This is a genomic window from Escherichia sp. WS547, assembly GCF_046486065.1.
In the GTDB taxonomy this organism is placed as follows: domain Bacteria; phylum Pseudomonadota; class Gammaproteobacteria; order Enterobacterales; family Enterobacteriaceae; genus Escherichia; species Escherichia coli.
Genome location: NZ_JBJQMA010000017.1, coordinates 72,867 through 94,048, shown reverse-complemented (window position 1 = coordinate 94,048; position 21,182 = coordinate 72,867). Strand labels below are relative to the sequence as shown.

The following is a 21,182-nucleotide window of genomic DNA, read 5'->3' as shown; positions in this document are numbered from 1 at the left end:
TATATGAATGCTCCGTTTACATATTCATCGCCCACGCTTAGCGTAGAAGCTCTTAAGCACTCTATCGCTTACAAGCTGATGTTTACGATTGGAAAGGACCCGGTCGTCGCCAATAAACATGAATGGCTGAACGCAACGTTATTTGCTGTGCGCGATCGTCTCGTGGAGCGCTGGTTACGTTCAAACCGTGCCCAGTTGTCGCAAGAAACTCGTCAGGTTTACTACCTGTCGATGGAGTTTTTGATTGGCCGTACGCTTTCCAACGCCATGTTGTCGCTAGGAATTTACGAAGATGTACAGGGCGCACTGGAAGCGATGGGGTTAAATCTCGAAGAGCTGATTGATGAAGAAAATGACCCGGGCCTCGGTAATGGTGGCCTGGGACGTCTGGCGGCTTGCTTCCTTGATTCTCTGGCGACGTTAGGGTTGCCGGGGCGCGGTTACGGCATCCGCTATGACTACGGTATGTTCAAGCAGAACATCGTTAACGGTAGCCAGAAAGAGTCACCTGACTACTGGCTGGAATACGGTAACCCGTGGGAATTCAAACGCCACAACACGCGCTATAAAGTCCGTTTTGGCGGTCGCATTCAGCAGGAAGGTAAAAAAACGCGCTGGATTGAAACCGAAGAGATTCTGGGCGTAGCTTACGATCAGATTATCCCGGGTTACGACACTGACGCGACCAACACGCTGCGTTTGTGGAGTGCGCAAGCCAGTAGCGAAATTAACCTCGGTAAATTCAACCAGGGTGACTACTTCGCGGCAGTGGAAGATAAAAACCACTCCGAGAACGTATCTCGCGTACTGTATCCAGACGACTCCACCTACTCCGGGCGTGAGCTGCGCCTGCGTCAGGAATACTTCCTGGTTTCCTCGACCATTCAGGACATTTTAAGCCGCCATTATCAGTTGCATAAAACCTACGATAACCTGGCGGATAAAATCGCGATTCATCTCAACGATACCCATCCGGTGCTGTCGATTCCTGAGTTGATGCGCCTGCTGATTGATGAGCACCAATTTAGTTGGGACGACGCGTTTGGGGTCTGTTGCGAGGTTTTCTCTTACACCAACCACACGCTGATGAGCGAAGCGTTGGAAACCTGGCCGGTTGATATGCTGGGTAAAATTCTGCCGCGTCATCTGCAGATCATCTTTGAAATTAACGACTATTTCCTGAAAACCTTGCAGGAACAGTATCCGAACGATACCGATCTGCTGGGACGGGCGTCGATCATTGATGAATCCAACGGTCGTCGTGTGCGTATGGCCTGGCTGGCGGTTGTGGTGAGCCACAAAGTTAACGGTGTATCGGAACTGCACTCTAACCTGATGGTGCAATCGTTGTTTGCCGACTTTGCGAAAATCTTCCCGGGTCGTTTCACCAACGTCACCAACGGTGTGACGCCGCGTCGCTGGCTGGCGGTTGCGAACCCATCGCTTTCAGCCGTGCTGGACGAACACCTGGGCCGTAACTGGCGCACCGACCTTAGCCTGCTTAATGAGCTGCAACAACACTGTGATTTCCCAATGGTTAATCACGCTGTGCATCAGGCGAAGCTGGAGAACAAAAAGCGTCTGGCGGAGTATATCGCCCAGCAGCTGAATGTGGTGGTAAATCCGAAAGCGCTGTTCGATGTGCAAATTAAACGTATTCACGAATACAAACGTCAATTGATGAATGTGTTGCACGTGATCACCCGCTATAACCGCATCAAGGCCGACCCGGATGCGAAGTGGGTACCGCGCGTGAATATTTTTGGCGGTAAGGCGGCTTCAGCCTATTACATGGCGAAGCACATTATTCATTTGATCAATGACGTAGCGAAAGTGATCAACAACGATCCGCAGATTGGCGACAAGCTGAAAGTCGTGTTCATCCCGAACTACAGCGTTAGCCTGGCGCAGTTGATCATTCCGGCGGCCGATCTGTCTGAACAGATTTCGCTGGCGGGGACGGAAGCTTCCGGCACCAGTAACATGAAGTTTGCGCTTAACGGCGCGCTGACCATCGGTACGCTGGACGGTGCGAATGTCGAGATGCTGGATCATGTCGGTGCTGACAATATCTTTATCTTTGGTAATACAGCGGAAGAAGTGGAAGAACTGCGTCGTCAGGGCTACAAACCGCGTGAATACTACGAGAAAGATGAGGAGCTGCATCAGGTGCTGACGCAAATCGGCAGCGGTGTATTCAGTCCGGAAGATCCGGGTCGCTATCGCGATCTGGTTGATTCGCTGATCAACTTCGGCGATCACTACCAGGTACTGGCGGATTATCGCAGCTATGTCGATTGTCAGGATAAAGTCGACGAACTCTACGAGCGTCAGGAAGAGTGGACCGCAAAAGCGATGCTAAACATTGCCAATATGGGCTACTTCTCTTCTGACCGTACGATCAAAGAGTACGCTGATCATATCTGGCATATCGATCCGGTGAGATTGTAATTTCACTAATAAATAGAACGGGGCCAAAGGGTCCCGTTTTTTTCGCCATCATTTCGGAAAAGTGTCCAGAAGGGGCAAGGGGACTCGGGGAGTATAATTTCGCCATTCAGAAAGAATGGAAAGAATAATGCAAAACAGAAAATGGATTTTGACCTCGCTGGTAATGACTTTTTTCGGCATCCCCATTCTGGCGCAGTTTTTGGCGGCGGTTATTGCCATGCTGGGGGCCGGGCTTGCCGCTATTCTTGAGTTTTGCAATTTACTCTTTACGCCAACAATTTATCTTCTACTCAACGTCTTTATGCTGACGCTGGGCGCATTACTGCTATTTTTCTCTGGGCGAGTGTGGGCGGGTGATAGCGCACCAGAAAACAGAGAAATAGCCGCCTGGCGACAATGTCTTTTTTTAGTTCCCGCTTTATTAATCCTGGTTGGCTGGATAATCGCGCTACATCTGGCAGATTATCAATTTCGCCAGATGGTTTCAGGTTGGTTGGCAGATCTTATGCTTCCCTGGCTGGGTGTTTTGTTAGTCTCATTATTCGGTGGTGAGTACTGGTGGATAGTCATTATTCCCGTTGGAACGCATATCAGTTTTTCGCTGGGATACGGCTGGCCGACAAGGCATCCTTTAACCGGCACGTCCGGGCTACGTTGCCGTAACTTACTCCTGTTTCTACTTCTCTTACTTGGTATTGTCGCTGGGTATCAGGCCCATTTATATAAGCAGCAAAACCCTGGTGTTGGTGTACGTGAAAATATTGATATCTGGGCCTGGCGACCCGATAAACTCAATAATCGACTGACGCCGCTGCGTGGCAAACCGCAAATTCAGTTTACGCAAAACTGGCCGCGAATCGATGGTGCCACGGCGGCGTACCCAATTTAAGCTTCTGCCTTTTATGCGTTAAGCATAATACCAGAGGATTTTCACGTTTGGGATTATCTGAATAACTCTCGTACGCCAGAAGCATATAACAAAATCGTTAAGGGCGATGCTGATATTATTTTCGTGGCGCAACTTTCCGGTGGGCAGAAAAAACGTGCAAAGGAATCTGGTGTCACTTTGCTGTACACCCCCTTTGCCCGTGAAGCATTCGTTTTCATCGTCAATGCGGATAATCCGGTTAATTCCCTGACTGAACAACAGGTGCGTGACATTTTCAGTGGTGCAATTACCAACTGGCGTACTGTTGGCGGTAACGATCAGGAGATCCAGACCTGGCAGCGCCCGGAAGACTCTGGCAGCCAGACAGTGATGCAATCACAGGTCATGAAAAATGTCCGCATGATCTCGCCGCAGGAAACGGAAGTGGCAAGCGTGATGGAGGGAATGATTAAAGTCGTTGCCGAATACCGTAATACAAACAACGCAATAGGCTATACCTTCCGCTATTACGCGACGCAAATGAATGCTGATAAAAATATAAAATTGCTAGCGATTAACGGTATTACACCGACGGCGGAAAACATTCGCAACGGCAAATATGCGTACATCGTCGATGCATTTATGGTGACGAGAGAAAATACAACGTCAGAAACACAAAAACTGGTCGAATGGTTTTTAACGCCGCAGGGGCAGAGTCCGGTAGAAGATGTGGGATATGTGCCGCTGTATAAAACGTTGCATTAAGCAGGATTACAATATGGATATCATTAATATTTTCCTGAACGCGGCGAATGCCCTTTTTATCTATCAGCCGTTTATGCACGATCAGCGGGCGAGGGGGTAATTATGCAACCCAGCCCCGCTATGCAGGCAGTAATTGAGCAGGTTTATCATATTTTTCGTCGTTATCCGGTGCCGCAGAAATTTGTGGTTTGTTGTGAATATTGCCTGAGTCAACAGGAACAAAAAGCATTACGGAATACATCGTTGCGAGCGATTCCTTATTCCTTAATCAATGCCTGGAATAGTAGTCCAGGACCTGATCCGCAAAACAGCGATGAGGTTCGTTATTTTCTTCCTCGTTTACTGGAGTTTGTTGCACAGGGGCAATTTGACAATATTCACGAAGTATTTTCTCTACGGCGTATAAATCTTGCCAGTAAAGAAAACTGGCGTGAGGATGAACGGGCAATATTGCAGCAATTTGCTTGCCAGTATATGACTGATTGGGTATCCGGCGATGAAATTGTCGAATTACAGTACATGCTGGAAATGTTTTTCCGTGCCGATATCGCTCTTTCACCATTGCTTGATGCCATTATTTCAGTTCCCGGCTTTTGGTCGGCAGCGTCTCTTGCCTGTTTATTGAATACGTATCGTGACGGTTATATCAGAGATAACCAGGACGATATCGATAAAGCCATTACCACTCAAACTAATACTTGGGCTAGTAATAATCAATCTATCCTGAAAGAACGCGCGCGGCAGGCGATTGAGAACCCGCTTAATCAGCCCGAACAGGGCACACATTATCAGGTCTGGGAAGACGACTGGATGATTGATGAGTGTTTATGCGCGATGTATGACGCATCATCCGAATCACCAGGAAAATAAAAATGATTAAATTCCGGCTTTATATTCCCCCTGTAATTCTCGGTTTTGTTATCGTGCCATTATTGGTATGGCCGACGGTTATTGTCTTAGCCGTACTTATATTCACGTTAACTTTTCTGGCAGAAATAATATTTTCCTTTCCGCTCCTGGTTGTGCGTATTTCTCTTCAGGAATTACAACTTGAGTTAATGGTTGAATATGCACTTTTTTTCAGTGTAATGGGTGGCATCGGTTGGCAATTCTCCCGCAGAACGCCTCCTGAATTAAAAAACAGACTGCATTGCTGACTGGTCTTTTCTCCGGTCTATTTCTGGTTAATTCTCTCGAATTTCATTCTTTATATTTCTCCAGAGAAATCAGCGTTGCAGGAAAATATCCGAAATTTCTTTCTTACGTTTGTCTGGCCTCCCCTGAATTTTTCCCCTTTTTGGCCGCAGCCGTGGACTGATTTTGTCGGCCCGATTAGTGCACAGCTTGGTTTTGCATTGGGATATTATTGCCATTGGTGCAGAAAAAATAGAAGCCAGAGGCAGAAGTGGGGTGAGTGGGTAACGTGCTTAAGTTTGGCGATTTTAGCTCAGGGGCCGTTATTCAATTATTTACAATGAATAGTCTAAGAATCCAAATAGCCCGGTTGCACTTCACAACCGGGCATCATCCTTACGAAGCCAGCGACAACTTCTGCTGCGTATACTCCACCAGCCACTGACTCACACGAGATTGTTGTTCCGCATTCAGCCACATGCCTTGTTTTGTGCGACGCCACAGGGCATCGTCGGCGCGGCGGACCCATTCGTGATCCACCAGGTATTTCAGCTCCGCTTCGTAGAACTCATGTCCGAAATCTTCCCCGAGATCGCCTATCGCCCCGGCATTGCCGAGCAGAAGCTCGCTGTTGCTGCCGTAAGTGCGCGCGTAGTGACGTGCCAGCGATTCGGTCAGGAATGGGTAACGGCGGCGCAGACGCGCGGCGTAATCGTCGCGGTCGCCTTCAATGGCTCCGCCCGGTAGCACGCTCTCTTTCGTCCACGCCGGACCAATGCCCTGATAATACGGCGTCAGTTTTTCCAGCGCATGTTCCGCCAGTTTGCGGTAGGTGGTCAGCTTACCGCCGAATACCGACAGCAGCGGCGCTTTACCGTTTTCATCATGGATATCAAGCGTGTAATCACGAGTAATAGCCTGCGGCGAGTCGGACTCATCATCACATAGCGGACGCACGCCGGAGTAGGTCCAGACGATATCGTCCCGGCTTAACTGCTTTTTAAAGTGCGTGTTATACACTTTCAGCAGGTAATTGATTTCACTCTCTTCAATCTTCACGGCTTTCGGATCACCTTTGTATTCCACATCGGTGGTGCCGATGATGGAAAACTCGTCCATCCACGGGATCACGAACACAATACGTTTATCTTCGTTTTGCAGAATGTAGGCTTGCTTCTGGGTATGTACGCGTGGCACTACAATATGGCTGCCTTTGATCAGGCGAATGCCATAAGGCGAAGGCAGATGCATCCCCTCGTCGAAGAACTGTTTCACCCACGGGCCGGTGGCGTTCACGAGGCCGCGCGCTTGCCAGCTATATTTTTTGCCGGTATCGATATCTTCCGCTTCCACAATCCACAGGCCGTTTTCGCGGCGAGCAGAAGTGGCACGAGTACGGGTAAGCACTTCACCGCCTTTACGCACCACCATCTGGGCGTTGGCGAGTACCAGACGAGCGTCGTCTACCCAACAGTCGGAATATTCGAATCCGCGCTTAATTTCCGGTTTTAATACTGAATTTGTGCCAAAACGCAAACCGGTTGATCCCGGTAGGCTGGTGCGTTTACCCAGATGATCGTACATAAACAGACCAATCCGAATCATCCACGCCGGGCGCAGATGCGGACGATGCGGCAGGCGAAAACGCATCGGGAAGGCGATATGCGGGGCCATTTTCAGTAGCACTTCACGTTCAGCCAGCGCCTCGCTGACCAGGCGGAATTCATAGTGCTCAAGGTAGCGCAGGCCACCGTGAATGAGTTTTGAACTGGCGGAAGAGGTCGCACAAGCGAGATCCTGCGCCTCCAGCATCAGCACGGATAAACCGCGTCCAGCGGCGTCTGCCGCGATACCAGCACCATTGATGCCGCCACCTATCACAATCAGATCTTTGGTTTCCATGCTGCCCTCATTCACTTTCGTTAAAGCTCACAAATGTTCGTTATCGAACATATTAGCAAAGAATCGCGCTTTAGGTAACATTGAAAAAACATTTTAGAGTGATATGTATAACATTATGGCGTTTATCTGCCGCTTCGACGTAAACTGTGCGGTAAATTTGCCCACTTGTTTGTAAAGAAAGAGAGACGCATGGATCAGTTCGAATGTATTAACGTTGCCGACGCGCACCAGAAGTTGCAGGAAAAAGAGGCGGTGCTGGTCGATATTCGCGATCCACAGAGTTTCGCTATGGGGCATGCGGTGCAGGCTTTCCATTTGACTAACGACACGCTGGGCGCGTTTATGCGTGATAACGACTTTGACACTCCGGTGATGGTGATGTGTTACCACGGCAATAGCAGCAAAGGTGCGGCGCAGTATCTGCTGCAACAGGGCTACGATGTGGTCTATAGCATTGACGGCGGCTTTGAAGCCTGGCAGCGTCAGTTTCCCGCAGAGGTGGCGTACGGCGCGTAACGCTTTATACTGTCCCCTTTTGTGTGGAATAAGCGACAGCAACGATGTTGATGATTACCTCTTTTGCTAACCCCCGCGTGGCGCAGGCGTTTGTTGATTACATGGCGACGCAGGGTGTTATCCTCACGATTCAACAACATAACCAAAGCGATGTCTGGCTGGCGGATGAGTCCCAGGCCGAGCGCGTGCGGGCGGAGCTGGTGCGTTTTCTCGAAAACCCGGCAGATCCGCGTTATCTGGCGGCCAGCTGGCAGGCGGGCCATACCGGCAGTGGCCTGCATTATCGCCGTTATCCTTTCTTTGCTGCCTTGCGTGAACGCGCAGGCCCGGTAACCTGGGTGATGATGATCGCCTGCGTGGTGGTGTTTATTGCCATGCAAATTCTCGGCGATCAGGAAGTGATGTTATGGCTGGCCTGGCCATTCGATCCGACACTGAAATTTGAGTTCTGGCGTTACTTCACCCACGCGTTAATGCACTTCTCGCTGATGCATATCCTCTTTAACCTGCTCTGGTGGTGGTATCTCGGCGGAGCGGTGGAAAAACGCCTCGGTAGCGGTAAGCTAATTGTCATTACTCTCATTAGCGCCCTGTTAAGCGGCTATGTGCAGCAAAAATTCAGCGGGCCGTGGTTTGGCGGGCTTTCTGGCGTGGTGTATGCGCTGATGGGCTACGTCTGGCTACGTGGCGAACGCGATCCGCAAAGTGGCATTTACCTGCAACGTGGGTTAATTATCTTTGCGCTGATCTGGATTGTCGCCGGATGGTTTGATTTGTTTGGGATGTCGATGGCGAACGGAGCACACATCGCCGGGTTAGCCGTGGGTTTAGCGATGGCTTTTGTTGATTCGCTCAATGCGCGAAAACGAAAATAATTCCAGGGATTTATAAATGAAACAAACACAACGTCACAACGGTATTATCGAACTGGTTAAACAGCAAGGTTATGTCAGTACCGAGGAACTGGTGGAGCACTTCTCCGTCAGCCCGCAGACTATTCGTCGCGACCTCAACGAGCTGGCGGAGCAAAACCTGATCCTGCGCCATCATGGCGGCGCGGCGCTACCTTCCAGTTCGGTTAACACGCCGTGGCACGATCGCAAAGCCACCCAGACCGAAGAAAAAGAGCGTATTGCCCGCAAAGTGGCGGAGCAAATCCCCAACGGCTCGACGCTGTTTATCGATATCGGCACCACCCCGGAAGCGGTGGCGCACGCGCTGCTTAATCACAGCAATTTGCGCATTGTCACCAACAATCTCAACGTCGCTAACACGTTGATGGTAAAAGAAGATTTTCGCATTATTCTCGCCGGTGGCGAATTACGTAGCCGCGATGGTGGGATCATAGGCGAAGCGACGCTCGATTTTATCTCCCAGTTCCGCCTTGATTTCGGCATTCTGGGGATTAGTGGCATCGATAGCGACGGCTCGCTGCTGGAGTTCGATTACCACGAAGTTCGCACCAAACGCGCCATTATTGAGAACTCGCGCCACGTTATGCTGGTTGTCGATCACTCGAAATTTGGCCGTAACGCGATGGTCAATATGGGCAGTATCAGCATGGTAGATGCCGTCTACACCGACGCCCCGCCGCCAGTAAGCGTGATGCAGGTGCTGACGGACCATCATATTCAACTGGAGCTGTGCTGATCCTGCACGGCTTCCCACGTCAGACCAAAACGCGCCAGGTATTTGCGTAGCCGATCCGCGTCATTGACGCTGGCTTTGCCCTGGCGCGAAACATCAAAAAGCTGTCGTCCGGCAGCAGAAAGCGACTTTGCCTGGCGGCAGATAGCGATAACGTGTTCCAGTTGCATACGGTCGAAGAGATCGATGTTTTCTGCCTCTGCGCCCAGCAACGCCGTAATCGCGGAGGGGCGACTCTCCTGCCAGTTATAGCGCAGACGGTTTATCTCATCTTCCACCACTTCCCGAGTGATGCGTCCGCTAGTGGCAAAGGTTGCCATCCGCGTGACGCTGGCAGAAAGTTCGCGAAAGTTACCGCGCCATGTTGCCTGGGGAGAGGTCGCAAAAGCCAGCCAGGCGCGCCGCGCTTCGGTGTTAAAACGCACGCTGTCGCCAGTGAGTGAGGCGTGGCGCTCCACTTCATAATCCAGGTTCGGTTCAATATCTTCCTGGCGCTGGAGTAGACCCGGCAGGGTGAAGGTCCAGAGATTGATCCGCGCGTACAGATCTTCGCGGAATTTGCCTTCGGCAACCAGCTGACGCAAATCGCGCACCGTTCCGGCGATAAGCTGAAAGTCGCTACTCACCTGGCGATCGCTGCCAAACGGATAAAAGGTTTTCTCTTCAATGGCTTTCAGCAACATCGCCTGTTCGTCTGCGCCCAGTTCGCCAATCTCATCAAGAAACAACATGCCACCGTTGGCGCTGCGTAATAATCCTTCACGAGATTCCCGCGCCCCGGTGAACGCGCCTTTCACATGACCAAACAGCGTCGACATGGCGGTATCGCCGCGCAGGGTGGCGCAGTTCACTTCTACAAATGCGCCGCTAAACTGATGCCGCGCCTGTTTCAATTCAAAGATGCGTCGTGCCAGAAACGACTTGCCCGCACCGGTTGGGCCGTTAAGCAGGATCGGTGCGCGGGATTTGATCGCCACTTTTTCGATCTGCTCAATCATGCGGTTGAAGTGGGGGTTGCGTGTGGCAATGCCGGATTTGAGGAAGTCGAGGGTTTGCTGGCGTTCCTCGGCAAAGCGGCTGGCGATGGCGTTATAACGGCTTAAATCGAGATCGATAATCGTCACTTCACCTGCGCCGCGCGGTTGTTCTTTTTTGCGCGGTGGTGAAGATTGTATCAACCGGGCGGGTAGATAACGCGCTTCTGCCAGCAGAAACCAGCAAATCTGCGCGACGTGGGTACCGGTGGTGATGTGAATTAAATAGTCTTCTTTTTCTGGCTGGAACGCGTAACCACGGGCGAAATCATGCAGGCAGGCGTAAACCTCTTCGAAATCCCACGGGTTATGCAGTTCTATCTCAACGCCCACCACTTCTGTTTCTGACGAAACGCTGGCGATATCGCGTTTAAGCGTTTCGAATAGCGAGCGCGAGCGGGCGTCGTGCAATAATTCCAGCCGATCGATAACTAACGATTCTTGCTGGCATAGACAGAGTGTCGGACGCCATTTTGACCAGCGCTGACTGCCGCGCCCGGCATAATCCAGCACCGTTCCGACAAAACCAAAAGCCACTGTTTTACGCATCTTAGATATCCTTATAAAAGACGATATTTCATTATCGGTAAATTGGCTTTGCGGGAAATCTCCGTTTACGGACGTAAAGATTTAATCTATTAAAAACAATGAATTAAAAAATTAAGCTGCTTAATTAATTTTCTGGCACGACGGTTGCAATTATCAGGACAGCAAACAACGAAAAGAGAAAAACAAAATGAATTACGAATTACTGACCACTGAAAATGCCCCGGTAAAAATGTGGACCAAAGGCGTGCCGGTAGAGGCCGATGCGCGTCAGCAACTTATTAATACGGCGAAGATGCCGTTTATTTTCAAACATATTGCGGTAATGCCTGATGTACACCTGGGTAAAGGTTCCACCATTGGTAGCGTGATCCCGACCAAAGGGGCGATTATTCCGGCGGCGGTGGGCGTGGATATCGGTTGTGGAATGAACGCGCTGCGTACCGCGTTAACGGCGGCAGACCTGCCTGAAAACCTGGCGGAGCTGCGTCAGGCGATTGAAACGGCCGTGCCGCACGGACGTACTACTGGCCGTTGTAAACGTGATAAAGGCGCATGGGAAAACCCGCCTGTTAACGTCGATGCGAAATGGACTGAGCTGGAAGTCGGTTATCAGTGGTTAACGCAAAAATATCCGCGTTTCCTTAACACTAATAACTATAAACACCTGGGAACGCTGGGAACGGGTAACCACTTTATTGAAATCTGCCTTGATGAGTCGGACCAGGTGTGGATTATGCTGCACTCCGGTTCACGCGGAATTGGTAACGCCATCGGGACTTACTTTATCGATCTGGCGCAAAAAGAGATGCAGGACCAACTTGAGACGTTGCCGTCGCGTGATCTGGCGTACTTTATGGAAGGTACGGAATACTTTGATGATTACCTGAAAGCCGTGGCCTGGGCGCAGCTTTTTGCCAGCCTTAACCGCGATGCGATGATGGAAAACGTGGTAACGGCGTTGCAGAGCGTTACGCAGAAAACGGTAAGACAGCCACAAACGCTGGCGATGGAAGAGATCAACTGTCATCACAACTATGTGCAAAAAGAACAGCACTTTGGTGAAGAGATCTACGTGACGCGTAAAGGCGCGGTGTCTGCGCGTGCGGGTCAATATGGAATTATTCCAGGGTCGATGGGAGCGAAAAGCTTTATCGTCCGTGGGCTGGGAAATGAAGAATCGTTCTGTTCGTGCAGCCACGGTGCCGGGCGGGTAATGAGCCGTACCAAAGCGAAAAAACTGTTCAGCGTGGAAGATCAAATTCGTGCCACCGCGCATGTGGAATGCCGTAAAGATGCCGAAGTGATCGACGAAATCCCGATGGCGTATAAAGATATTGATGCGGTGATGGCGGCACAAAGCGATCTGGTGGAAGTTATCTATACCCTGCGTCAGGTGGTGTGCGTAAAAGGATAAATGATGAAAAGGATGATTGCGCTGGATGGCGCACAGGGCGAAGGCGGCGGGCAGATCCTGCGCTCGGCGCTGAGCCTGTCGATGATAACTGGCCAGCCATTTACCATCACTGGCATTCGTGCCGGGCGGGCGAAACCGGGGCTGTTGCGCCAGCATCTGACCGCGGTAAAAGCGGCTGCGGAAATTTGTAGGGCAACGGTGGAAGGCGCGGAGCTAGGGTCGCAGCGTCTGGTCTTCCGGCCAGGTACCGTGCACGGCGGCGATTACCGCTTTGCTATCGGTAGCGCCGGAAGTTGTACGCTGGTACTGCAAACGGTGCTGCCCGCGCTGTGGTTTGCTGATGGACCTTCGCGTGTTGAAGTGAGCGGTGGCACCGATAACCCGTCGGCACCGCCTGCGGATTTTATCTGTCGGGTGCTGGAGCCGCTGCTGGCGAAAATGGGCATTCATCAGCAAACCACATTATTACGCCACGGTTTTTATCCTGCTGGAGGCGGGGTGGTGGCAGCGGAAGTCTCGCCCGTGGCATTGTTTAACACCTTGCAACTTGGCGAGCGCGGGAACATTGTGCAGATGCGTGGAGAGGTGCTATTAGCTGGCGTGCCGAGGCATGTTGCTGAGCGTGAAATCGCTACGCTGGTGGCAAGTTTTTCCCTGCATGAGCAGAATATTCATAGCCTGCCGCGCGACCAGGGGCCGGGTAATACCGTCTCGCTGGAAGTCGAAAGTGAAAATATCACTGAACGCTTTTTCGTCGTCGGTGAAAAGCGCGTCAGTGCCGAAGTGGTAGCCGCGCAGTTAGTGAAAGAGGTGAAACGCTACCTGGCAAGCCCGGCGGCAGTGGGGGAATATCTCGCCGACCAGCTGGTGCTACCGATGGCGCTGGCGGGCGCGGGAGAATTTACGGTCGCCCATCCCTCATGCCATCTGCTGACCAATATCGCGGTGGTGGAGCGTTTCTTGCCAGTGCGGTTTAGTCTGGTGGAGGCTGATGGCGTAACGCGGGTGAGCATTGAATGATATAAAGATGTAAGCCGGATCCGACGTAATATCCGGCTGAACTCATACCCCATATCCCATCATCTTCAGCAGTTTCTGCGCGTGTTGTACCGCGGCCTGACGGTGGGCGACACCGAGTTTTTGGTACAGATTGCGGATATGCGTTTTGATGGTGGTTGCCGCCACTTCCAGCTCGCCTGCAATTTGCTCGTTGCTGTAACCGGAGTAAATCAGCCCCAGTACCTGCCATTCACGTTGGGTCAACGGGCTGGTGCGGATCAGTTCTGGCACTTCCGGATGATTTAGCAGACGTTCAACGAAATTCTCATCGAAATGGGCGAATTTATGCCGATGATGTTGATTGATTTCTCGCAGAATACGCTGTGCGCGATGCTGTTCCAGTTCCGGCAGCGTATTGAGTTGAATCAGCTGGCGCAGTTGTTGCGCCATCGCTTCGCCTTCAATCACAAAATGGCTGATAAATCCGGTGCGATTTGCCAGTTTTAATGCGTCCAGCAACACGCGCTGAGCGTCACTTTTACGTCCGGCCTGCCAGTACAGTTGATTAAGCAGCAACAGGTTACGGTTGAGATCGCTCATCAACCGCAGACTGCGGGCGTTTTCATTGAGTTCTTCGAGAACAATTTCTGCCGGTTCAAACTCGCCCAGCAAGATTTGTGCACGGGCAATGTTGCGCCATTGACCTTGCAGGAAGTGGTTGTTCGCAAACTCCGGTTTAGCCGTATGGCGCAACCAGTTGGCAGCGGCGGCTTTATCGCCGGTCATTTGCCAGTAAATCACCCGGACTTTGTTGGCGTTAGAGATCCAGTCGCTGTGATATTTGCCATTCCCCAGCAGGTTTTCCAGACGGTTAAGCTGGCTACGGGCGTTATCTAAATCACCACGGGCCAGCGAGCATTGAATCAACATTGCCAGGCACTGAAGCTGTTGCTGTGGCTGATAAGACGACAAGACTTCAATCCCGCTACGCGCCGACGCTTCGGCTTCATCCAGCCGCGCCCAGGCCCATAACAGCTGCGCACGAATGCGCACCAGAAACTCATGCATTGGCAGCTGTTCCAGATGCTGCTCGTTGATCAGCTGGAACGCTTTTTCCTGCGTTTCCCACGCGGTTTGCAGGAACCCTTGGGCAAACAGAATTTCACTTTGCTGGATTAAACTCCATAAGGCGTAGTGCCAGACATCGTGCTGGCGCGCCATCTGTTCGGTTTGCTGCATTAACGCCAGTGAACGGGTCAATTCGCCTTTGCAGTGCAATACTTCACCCAGCACTGAGGTTGCTACAATGCGGCTATAGAACCAGCCCGGAGGCAGTTCTTCCAGTGCCAGTTTTGCCAGCCGTTCCGCTTCATCCGGATTACCATCGTTAATCGCTACCTGGGCGCGCAGAGCGTTAAATTCTGCGTGCATGGTGCCTTCTCTGATGTCCTTGATTTCATGTTCAGCACGGGCTAGCAGGGTGTTAACTTCGCCGTAGCGATGTTGGCTTTGCATCAGCCACGCCTGCAATAACACTAACTGCGGATTTTCCAGCAAACTGTCCCACGGCAGGGCCTTAAGCGACTCTTCCAGCAGCGACAGTTCGCTATGGTTGAACAGACTCCAGGCGTGATTAAGCAGAATATCGCGCAGCATCAGCGCATCGCCTGCCGCCAACGCATGATGAATCGCTTCGCTGGGAAATCCCTGGGCCATCCAGCTTTCTGCGGCGGCACGGTGGATTTCCGGCAGCTCCGCCGCCAGTTCCCACTGGCAGCGCTGGCGCAGGAAGTTACCAAACAGCGGGTGATAGCAGAACCACTCGCCGGTATCATCCATCCGCTGTAAAAACAGCCCCTGACGCTCAATCTCTTCGAGGCGCATTTGCCCGTTTTCTTCGCCGGTCACACGGGTGATGAGTGCATCGTTCATTGAGCGCAAAATGGCGCTTTTCAACAGAAAATGGCGCGTTGCGAGATCGACGTTATCCAAAACCTCATCGACCAGATAATCCGAAAGATGGCTGGCATTGATTCCCGCCAGGCGGCGTGCCGACTTATGGGCTGAGTGGGTATTCTGCCGGGCGGAGAGGGCGATTAGCTGCAGTGCCGTCGCCCAACCGGAAACGTCATCACAAATCCGACTGCTTTCTGCGGCTTCAATCGGCGATGACAGACGGCAATCAAAAAACTGCTTCGCTTCCTGATGGGTAAATGCCAGTTGCTGACTGCCAATTTCCAGCAGTTGGTCACGAACACGCAGATTGGCAATGCCCAGTTGCGGAAGGTTGCGTGACAACACCACCAGGGTGAGATTTTCTGGTTGATGGCGAATAAAGAAGCGCATTGACTCGTGGATCACTGGATTAGTGATTAGATGATAGTCATCGATGACCAGATAAAGTGGGCTATGCCATTCCGCCAGCTCAATGAAAAGCTGGGCGAAGAGTGACGTCAGACTGGCATATTGCCGTTTTTGCGCCATCGTCTCACATATCGCACAGTGACCGTTGGTTGCCTGCTGCACGGCGGCAATGAGATAGCTGGCGAAACGCTCTTGCTGGTTATCACCTTCATCCAGCGAGTACCAGCCGATATCGTTTTTGCCTGCCGCCCACTGGGAAATGAGCGTGGTCTTTCCGTAGCCCGCAGGACTTGTGATCAGCGCCAGCCGGAAGTTGTTCGCGCCGGAAAGTTTAGCCAGCAGGCGCTCACGAACCACGGTATGGTCGAGTCGAACCGGACGACTTAATTTTGACGGAATCAGCATAGTTAATCACTTCACTGTGGAAAATGAGGAAATATTATTTTTTTTGCGCTTCGTAATTAATGGTTATAAGGTCGGCCAGAAACCTTTCTAATGCAAGCGATGACGTTTTTTTATGTGTCTGAATTTGCACTCTGTCACAATTCCAAATCTTTATTAATGACTCACCTAAAACGACGCTGATACAGCGTGAATGCTGGGTTGTACGGTATTTCCCTTATGTTCATCAGTTTCATTTAAGCAAGGGTTTTTTCTTTATCCCTGATGAAAGTGCCATCTAAAAAGATGATCTTAATAAATCTATTAAGAATGAGATGGAGCACACTTGATATTTTACTTATGAAACTGTTTCACTCCTTTACTTAATTTATAGAGTTACCTTCCGCTTTTTGAAAATACGCAACGGCCATTTTTTGCACTTAGATACAGATTTTCTGCGCTGTATGGCATTGATTTGCTGCTAATCCTGTGGTTTGCACTAGCTTTAAGTGGTCGAGATCACATTTCCTTGCTCATCCCCGCAACTCCTCCCTGCCTAATCCCCCGCAGGATGAGGAAGGTCAACATCGAGCCTGGCAAACTAGCGATAACGTTGTGTTGAAAATCTAAGAAAAGTGGAACTCCTATGTCACAACCTATTTTTAACGATAAGCAATTTCAGGAAGCGCTTTCACGTCAGTGGCAGCGTTATGGCTTAAATTCTGCGGCTGAAATGACCCCTCGTCAGTGGTGGCTGGCAGTGAGCGAAGCACTGGCCGAAATGCTGCGTGCTCAGCCATTTGCCAAACCGGTGGCGAATCAGCGGCATGTTAACTACATCTCAATGGAGTTTTTGATTGGTCGCCTGACGGGCAACAACCTGTTGAATCTCGGCTGGTATCAGGATGTACAGGATTCGTTGAAGGCTTATGACATCAACCTGACTGACTTGCTGGAAGAAGAGATTGACCCGGCGCTGGGTAACGGTGGTCTGGGACGTCTGGCGGCGTGCTTCCTCGACTCAATGGCAACTGTCGGTCAGTCTGCGACGGGTTACGGTCTGAACTATCAATATGGTTTGTTCCGCCAGTCTTTTGTCGATGGCAAACAGGTTGAAGCGCCGGATGACTGGCATCGCAGTAACTACCCGTGGTTCCGCCACAACGAAGCACTGGATGTGCAGGTAGGGATTGGCGGTAAAGTGACGAAAGACGGACGCTGGGAGCCGGAGTTTACCATTACCGGTCAAGCGTGGGATCTCCCCGTTGTCGGCTATCGTAATGGCGTGGCGCAGCCGCTGCGTCTGTGGCAGGCGATGCATGCACATCCGTTTGATCTGACTAAATTTAATGACGGTGATTTCCTGCGTGCCGAACAGCAGGGCATCAACGCGGAAAAACTGACCAAAGTTCTCTATCCAAACGACAACCATACTGCCGGTAAAAAGCTGCGCCTGATGCAGCAATACTTCCAGTGTGCCTGCTCGGTAGCGGATATTTTGCGTCGCCATCATCTGGCGGGGCGTAAACTGCACGAACTGGCGGATTATGAAGTTATTCAGCTGAACGATACCCACCCAACTATCGCGATTCCAGAACTGCTGCGCGTGCTGATCGATGAGCACCAGATGAGCTGGGATGACGCCTGGGCCATTACCAGCAAAACATTCGCTTACACCAACCATACCCTGATGCCAGAAGCGCTGGAACGCTGGGATGTGAAACTGGTGAAAGGCTTACTGCCGCGCCACATGCAGATTATTAACGAAATTAATACACGCTTTAAAACGCTGGTGGAAAAAACCTGGCCGGGCGATGAGAAAGTATGGGCCAAACTGGCGGTGGTACACGACAAACAAGTGCATATGGCGAACCTGTGTGTAGTTGGCGGTTTCGCGGTAAACGGTGTTGCGGCGCTGCACTCGGATCTGGTAGTGAAAGATCTGTTCCCGGAATATCACCAGCTATGGCCGAACAAATTCCATAACGTCACCAACGGTATTACCCCACGTCGCTGGATCAAACAGTGCAACCCGGCACTGGCGGCTCTGTTGGATAAATCACTGAAAAAAGAGTGGGCTAACGATCTCGATCAACTGATCAATCTGGAAAAATTCGCTGATGATGCGAAATTCCGTCAGCAATATCGCGAGATCAAGCAGGCGAATAAAGTCCGTCTGGCAGAGTTTGTGAAAGTTCGTACCGGTATTGAGATCAATCCACAGGCGATTTTCGATATTCAGATCAAACGTCTGCATGAGTACAAACGCCAGCACCTGAATCTGCTGCATATTCTGGCGTTGTACAAAGAAATTCGTGAAAACCCGCAGGCTGATCGCGTACCGCGCGTCTTCCTCTTTGGCGCGAAAGCGGCACCGGGCTACTACCTGGCGAAAAACATTATCTTTGCGATCAACAAAGTGGCTGACGTGATCAACAACGATCCGCTGGTTGGCGACAAGTTGAAGGTGGTGTTCTTGCCGGATTATTGTGTTTCGGCGGCGGAAAAACTGATCCCGGCGGCGGATATCTCCGAACAAATTTCGACGGCAGGTAAAGAAGCTTCCGGTACCGGCAATATGAAACTGGCGCTCAATGGTGCGCTTACTGTCGGTACGCTGGATGGTGCGAACGTTGAAATCGCTGAGAAAGTCGGTGAAGAAAATATCTTTATTTTTGGTCATACCGTGGAACAAGTGAAGGCAATTCTGGCCAAAGGCTACGACCCGGTGAAATGGCGGAAGAAAGATAAGGTGCTGGACGCAGTATTGAAAGAGCTGGAAAGCGGTAAATACAGCGACGGCGATAAGCATGCCTTCGACCAGATGCTGCACAGTATCGGCAAACAGGGCGGCGATCCGTATCTGGTGATGGCAGATTTCGCCGCTTATGTAGAGGCACAAAAGCAGGTGGATGTGCTGTACCGCGACCAGGAGGCCTGGACCCGCGCGGCGATCCTCAATACCGCCCGCTGCGGTATGTTTAGCTCGGATCGCTCTATTCGCGATTATCAGGCTCGTATCTGGCAGGCAAAACGCTAAGGAAGCTCGATGGAAAGCAAACGTCTGGATAATGCCGCGCTGGCGGCGGGGATTAGCCCCAATTACATCAATGCCCACGGTAAACCGCAGTCGATTAGCGCCGAAACCAAACGGCGTTTGCTTGACGCGATGCATCAACGTACCGCCACGAAAGTGGCGGTAACGCCAGTCCCGAATGTCATGGTTTATACCAGCGGCAAAAAAATGCCGATGGTGGTGGAGGGCAGCGGCGAATATAGCTGGCTGCTGACCACCGAAGAAGGAACGCAGTACAAAGGCCATGTAACGGGGGGCAAAGCGTTCAATCTACCGACGAAGCTGCCGGAAGGTTATCACACGCTGACACTCACCCAGGACGACCAGCGCGCGCATTGCCGGGTGATTGTGGCACCGAAACGCTGTTACGAACCGCAGGCGTTGCTGAATAAACAAAAGCTGTGGGGTGCCTGCGTTCAGCTTTATACGCTGCGATCGGAAAAAAACTGGGGTATTGGGGATTTTGGCGATCTCAAAGCGATGCTTGAGGATGTGGCAAAACGTGGCGGGTCGTTCATCGGTCTGAACCCGATTCATGCGCTCTATCCGGCAAATCCGGAAAGTGCCAGCCCGTATAGCCCGTCTTCTCGCCGTTGGCTGAATGTGATTTATATCGACGTTAACGCCGTCGAAGATTTCCATCTTAGCGAAGAGGCTCAGGCCTGGTGGAAGTTGCCGACCACGCAACAGACGCTGCAACAGGCGCGGGATGCCGACTGGGTTGATTACTCCACGGTTACCGCCCTAAAAATGACAGCATTACGAATGGCGTGGAAAGGTTTCGCGCAACGTGATGATGAACAGATGACCGCGTTTCGCCAGTTTGTTGCCGAGCAAGGCGACAGCCTGTTCTGGCAGGCGGCGTTTGACGCACTACATGCCCAGCAAGTGAAAGAGGACGAAATGCGCTGGGGCTGGCCTGCATGGCCAGAGATGTATCAGAACGTGGATTCACCAGAAGTGCACCAGTTCTGCGAAGAACATCGTGATGACGTCGATTTTTATCTCTGGTTGCAGTGGCTGGCTTACAGCCAGTTTGCCGACTGCTGGGAGATAAGCCAGGGCTATGAAATGCCGATTGGCTTGTATCGTGATCTGGCGGTTGGCGTAGCGGAAGGTGGGGCGGAAACCTGGTGCGACCGTGAACTGTATTGCCTGAAAGCGTCGGTAGGCGCACCGCCGGATATCCTCGGCCCGTTGGGGCAGAACTGGGGATTGCCGCCAATGGACCCGCATATCATCACCGCGCGTGCCTATGAACCGTTTATCGAGCTGTTGCGTGCCAATATGCAAAACTGCGGCGCATTACGAATTGACCATGTGATGTCGATGCTGCGTTTGTGGTGGATACCGTATGGCGAGACGGCGGATCAGGGCGCGTATGTACACTATCCGGTGGATGATCTGCTCTCGATTCTGGCACTCGAAAGTAAACGTCATCGCTGCATGGTGATTGGTGAAGATCTCGGTACCGTACCGGTAGAGATTGTCGGTAAGCTGCGCAGCAGCGGTGTGTACTCCTACAAAGTGCTCTATTTCGAAAACGACCACGAGAAGACATTCCGCTCACCGAAAGCGTACCCAGAGCAGTCGATGGCGGTTGCGGCGACACACGACCTGCCTACGCTACGCGGCTACTGGGAGAGCGGGGATCTAACGCTGGGCAAAACGCTGGGGTTGTATCCGGATGAAGTGGTACTGCGCGGTCTGTATCAGGATCGCGAACTGGCGAAGCAAGGACTGCTGGATGCTCTGCATAAATATGGTTGCCTGCCAAAACGTGCCGGGCATAAGGCATCGTTGATGTCGATGACGCCGACGCTGAATCGTGGTTTGCAACGTTATATCGCTGACAGTAACAGTGCCCTGTTAGGGCTACAGCCAGAAGACTGGCTGGATATGGCGGAACCGGTAAATATTCCCGGCACCAGTTACCAGTATAAAAACTGGCGGCGCAAGCTCTCTGCAACGCTTGAGGCGATGTTTGCCGATGATGGCGTGAACAAGTTGCTGAAGGATTTGGACAGACGGCGCAGAGCGGCAGCGAAGAAGTAGTAGGGTGCGGTTGATGCCGGATGCGAT

General features: G+C 51.6%; 12 protein-coding genes and 2 pseudogenes. 11 read left to right on the top strand and 3 right to left on the bottom strand.

Annotation, left to right across the window (positions count from 1 at the left end):
- Window positions 1-3: 3 nt before the first annotated feature.
- From glgP to ACJHWK_RS15905, 4 genes and pseudogenes are all read left to right on the top strand, one after another.
- Window positions 4-2,451 carry a glycogen phosphorylase gene (gene glgP / locus ACJHWK_RS15920; protein WP_000993442.1) on the top strand — a complete coding sequence of 816 codons (2,448 nt, stop codon included), beginning with the start codon at window positions 4-6 and terminating at the stop codon, window positions 2,449-2,451.
- A 124-nt stretch (window positions 2,452-2,575) separates the two neighbouring features.
- Window positions 2,576-4,084 (top strand): annotated as a pseudogene (locus ACJHWK_RS15915) (PstS family phosphate ABC transporter substrate-binding protein).
- 102 nt (window positions 4,085-4,186) lie between these two features.
- The gene (locus ACJHWK_RS15910; RefSeq protein ID WP_001521486.1) at window positions 4,187-4,954 is read left to right on the top strand and encodes a hypothetical protein; all 768 of its coding nucleotides are present in this window, start codon (window positions 4,187-4,189) and stop codon (window positions 4,952-4,954) included.
- Window positions 4,955-4,956: 2 nt separating this feature from the next.
- A pseudogene (locus ACJHWK_RS15905) lies at window positions 4,957-5,562 on the top strand (hypothetical protein).
- A gap of 52 nt (window positions 5,563-5,614) precedes the next feature.
- Here ACJHWK_RS15905 and glpD read toward each other — a convergent pair.
- Complete coding sequence (gene glpD, locus ACJHWK_RS15900) at window positions 5,615-7,120, bottom strand: glycerol-3-phosphate dehydrogenase (RefSeq protein WP_001521484.1); 1,506 nt, start codon at window positions 7,118-7,120, stop codon at window positions 5,615-5,617.
- Window positions 7,121-7,309: 189 nt separating this feature from the next.
- On the opposite strand from glpD, the gene glpE reads away from it, so the two are divergent.
- Genes glpE through ACJHWK_RS15885 form a run of 3 tightly spaced genes read left to right on the top strand, consistent with a single transcriptional unit; the run spans window position 7,310 to window position 9,286 of the window.
- A complete protein-coding gene (gene glpE, locus ACJHWK_RS15895; protein WP_000371928.1) occupies window positions 7,310-7,636 on the top strand; it encodes a thiosulfate sulfurtransferase GlpE in 327 nt (108 codons plus the stop codon).
- 44 nt (window positions 7,637-7,680) lie between these two features.
- Entirely contained in the window at window positions 7,681-8,511 is an 831-nt protein-coding gene (gene glpG, locus ACJHWK_RS15890; protein WP_001521483.1) for a rhomboid family intramembrane serine protease GlpG, read from the top strand.
- 16 nt (window positions 8,512-8,527) lie between these two features.
- Window positions 8,528-9,286, top strand: coding sequence for a DeoR/GlpR family transcriptional regulator (locus ACJHWK_RS15885; protein WP_000815099.1), 759 nt, complete (start codon window positions 8,528-8,530; stop codon window positions 9,284-9,286).
- Here ACJHWK_RS15885 and rtcR read toward each other — a convergent pair.
- A complete protein-coding gene (rtcR, locus tag ACJHWK_RS15880; protein WP_001521481.1) occupies window positions 9,268-10,866 on the bottom strand; it encodes a DNA-binding transcriptional regulator RtcR in 1,599 nt (532 codons plus the stop codon). The two genes, ACJHWK_RS15885 and rtcR, sit on opposite strands and share 19 nt — an antisense overlap.
- A 187-nt stretch (window positions 10,867-11,053) precedes the next feature.
- Between rtcR and rtcB the strand changes: the two genes are divergently transcribed.
- Both rtcB and rtcA read left to right on the top strand, forming a co-directional pair.
- Complete coding sequence (rtcB, locus tag ACJHWK_RS15875) at window positions 11,054-12,280, top strand: RNA-splicing ligase RtcB (RefSeq protein WP_001521480.1); 1,227 nt, start codon at window positions 11,054-11,056, stop codon at window positions 12,278-12,280.
- Window positions 12,281-12,283: 3 nt separating this feature from the next.
- Window positions 12,284-13,300 carry an RNA 3'-terminal phosphate cyclase gene (gene rtcA / locus ACJHWK_RS15870; protein ID WP_001521479.1) on the top strand — a complete coding sequence of 339 codons (1,017 nt, stop codon included), beginning with the start codon at window positions 12,284-12,286 and terminating at the stop codon, window positions 13,298-13,300.
- 42 nt (window positions 13,301-13,342) lie between these two features.
- On the opposite strand, the gene malT is transcribed toward rtcA, so the two are convergent.
- A complete protein-coding gene (gene malT / locus ACJHWK_RS15865) occupies window positions 13,343-16,048 on the bottom strand; it encodes an HTH-type transcriptional regulator MalT (RefSeq protein ID WP_000906970.1) in 2,706 nt (901 codons plus the stop codon).
- Between the two features lie 622 nt (window positions 16,049-16,670).
- On the opposite strand from malT, the gene malP reads away from it, so the two are divergent.
- Together malP and malQ are read left to right on the top strand one after the other, a co-directional pair.
- Window positions 16,671-19,064, top strand: a complete 2,394-nt coding sequence (gene malP / locus ACJHWK_RS15860) for a maltodextrin phosphorylase (protein ID WP_001521478.1) — start codon at window positions 16,671-16,673, stop codon at window positions 19,062-19,064.
- Window positions 19,065-19,073: 9 nt separating this feature from the next.
- A complete protein-coding gene (gene malQ, locus ACJHWK_RS15855; protein ID WP_410234868.1) occupies window positions 19,074-21,155 on the top strand; it encodes a 4-alpha-glucanotransferase in 2,082 nt (693 codons plus the stop codon).
- Window positions 21,156-21,182: the final 27 nt, after the last annotated feature.

Excerpts from the sequence above, each read along its gene's own strand:
- malP (WP_001521478.1), top strand. The coding sequence starts at position 16,671 with ATGTCACAACCTATTTTTAACGATAAGCAATTTCAGGAAGCGCTTTCA.
- malT (WP_000906970.1), bottom strand. The coding sequence starts at position 16,048 with ATGCTGATTCCGTCAAAATTAAGTCGTCCGGTTCGACTCGACCATACC.
- glpD (WP_001521484.1), bottom strand. The coding sequence starts at position 7,120 with ATGGAAACCAAAGATCTGATTGTGATAGGTGGCGGCATCAATGGTGCT.
- rtcB (WP_001521480.1), top strand. The coding sequence starts at position 11,054 with ATGAATTACGAATTACTGACCACTGAAAATGCCCCGGTAAAAATGTGG.
- glgP (WP_000993442.1), top strand. The coding sequence starts at position 4 with ATGAATGCTCCGTTTACATATTCATCGCCCACGCTTAGCGTAGAAGCT.
- rtcA (WP_001521479.1), top strand. The coding sequence starts at position 12,284 with ATGAAAAGGATGATTGCGCTGGATGGCGCACAGGGCGAAGGCGGCGGG.
- ACJHWK_RS15885 (WP_000815099.1), top strand. The coding sequence starts at position 8,528 with ATGAAACAAACACAACGTCACAACGGTATTATCGAACTGGTTAAACAG.
- rtcR (WP_001521481.1), bottom strand. The coding sequence starts at position 10,866 with ATGCGTAAAACAGTGGCTTTTGGTTTTGTCGGAACGGTGCTGGATTAT.
- glpE (WP_000371928.1), top strand. The coding sequence starts at position 7,310 with ATGGATCAGTTCGAATGTATTAACGTTGCCGACGCGCACCAGAAGTTG.
- ACJHWK_RS15910 (WP_001521486.1), top strand. The coding sequence starts at position 4,187 with ATGCAACCCAGCCCCGCTATGCAGGCAGTAATTGAGCAGGTTTATCAT.
- glpG (WP_001521483.1), top strand. The coding sequence starts at position 7,681 with ATGTTGATGATTACCTCTTTTGCTAACCCCCGCGTGGCGCAGGCGTTT.
- malQ (WP_410234868.1), top strand. The coding sequence starts at position 19,074 with ATGGAAAGCAAACGTCTGGATAATGCCGCGCTGGCGGCGGGGATTAGC.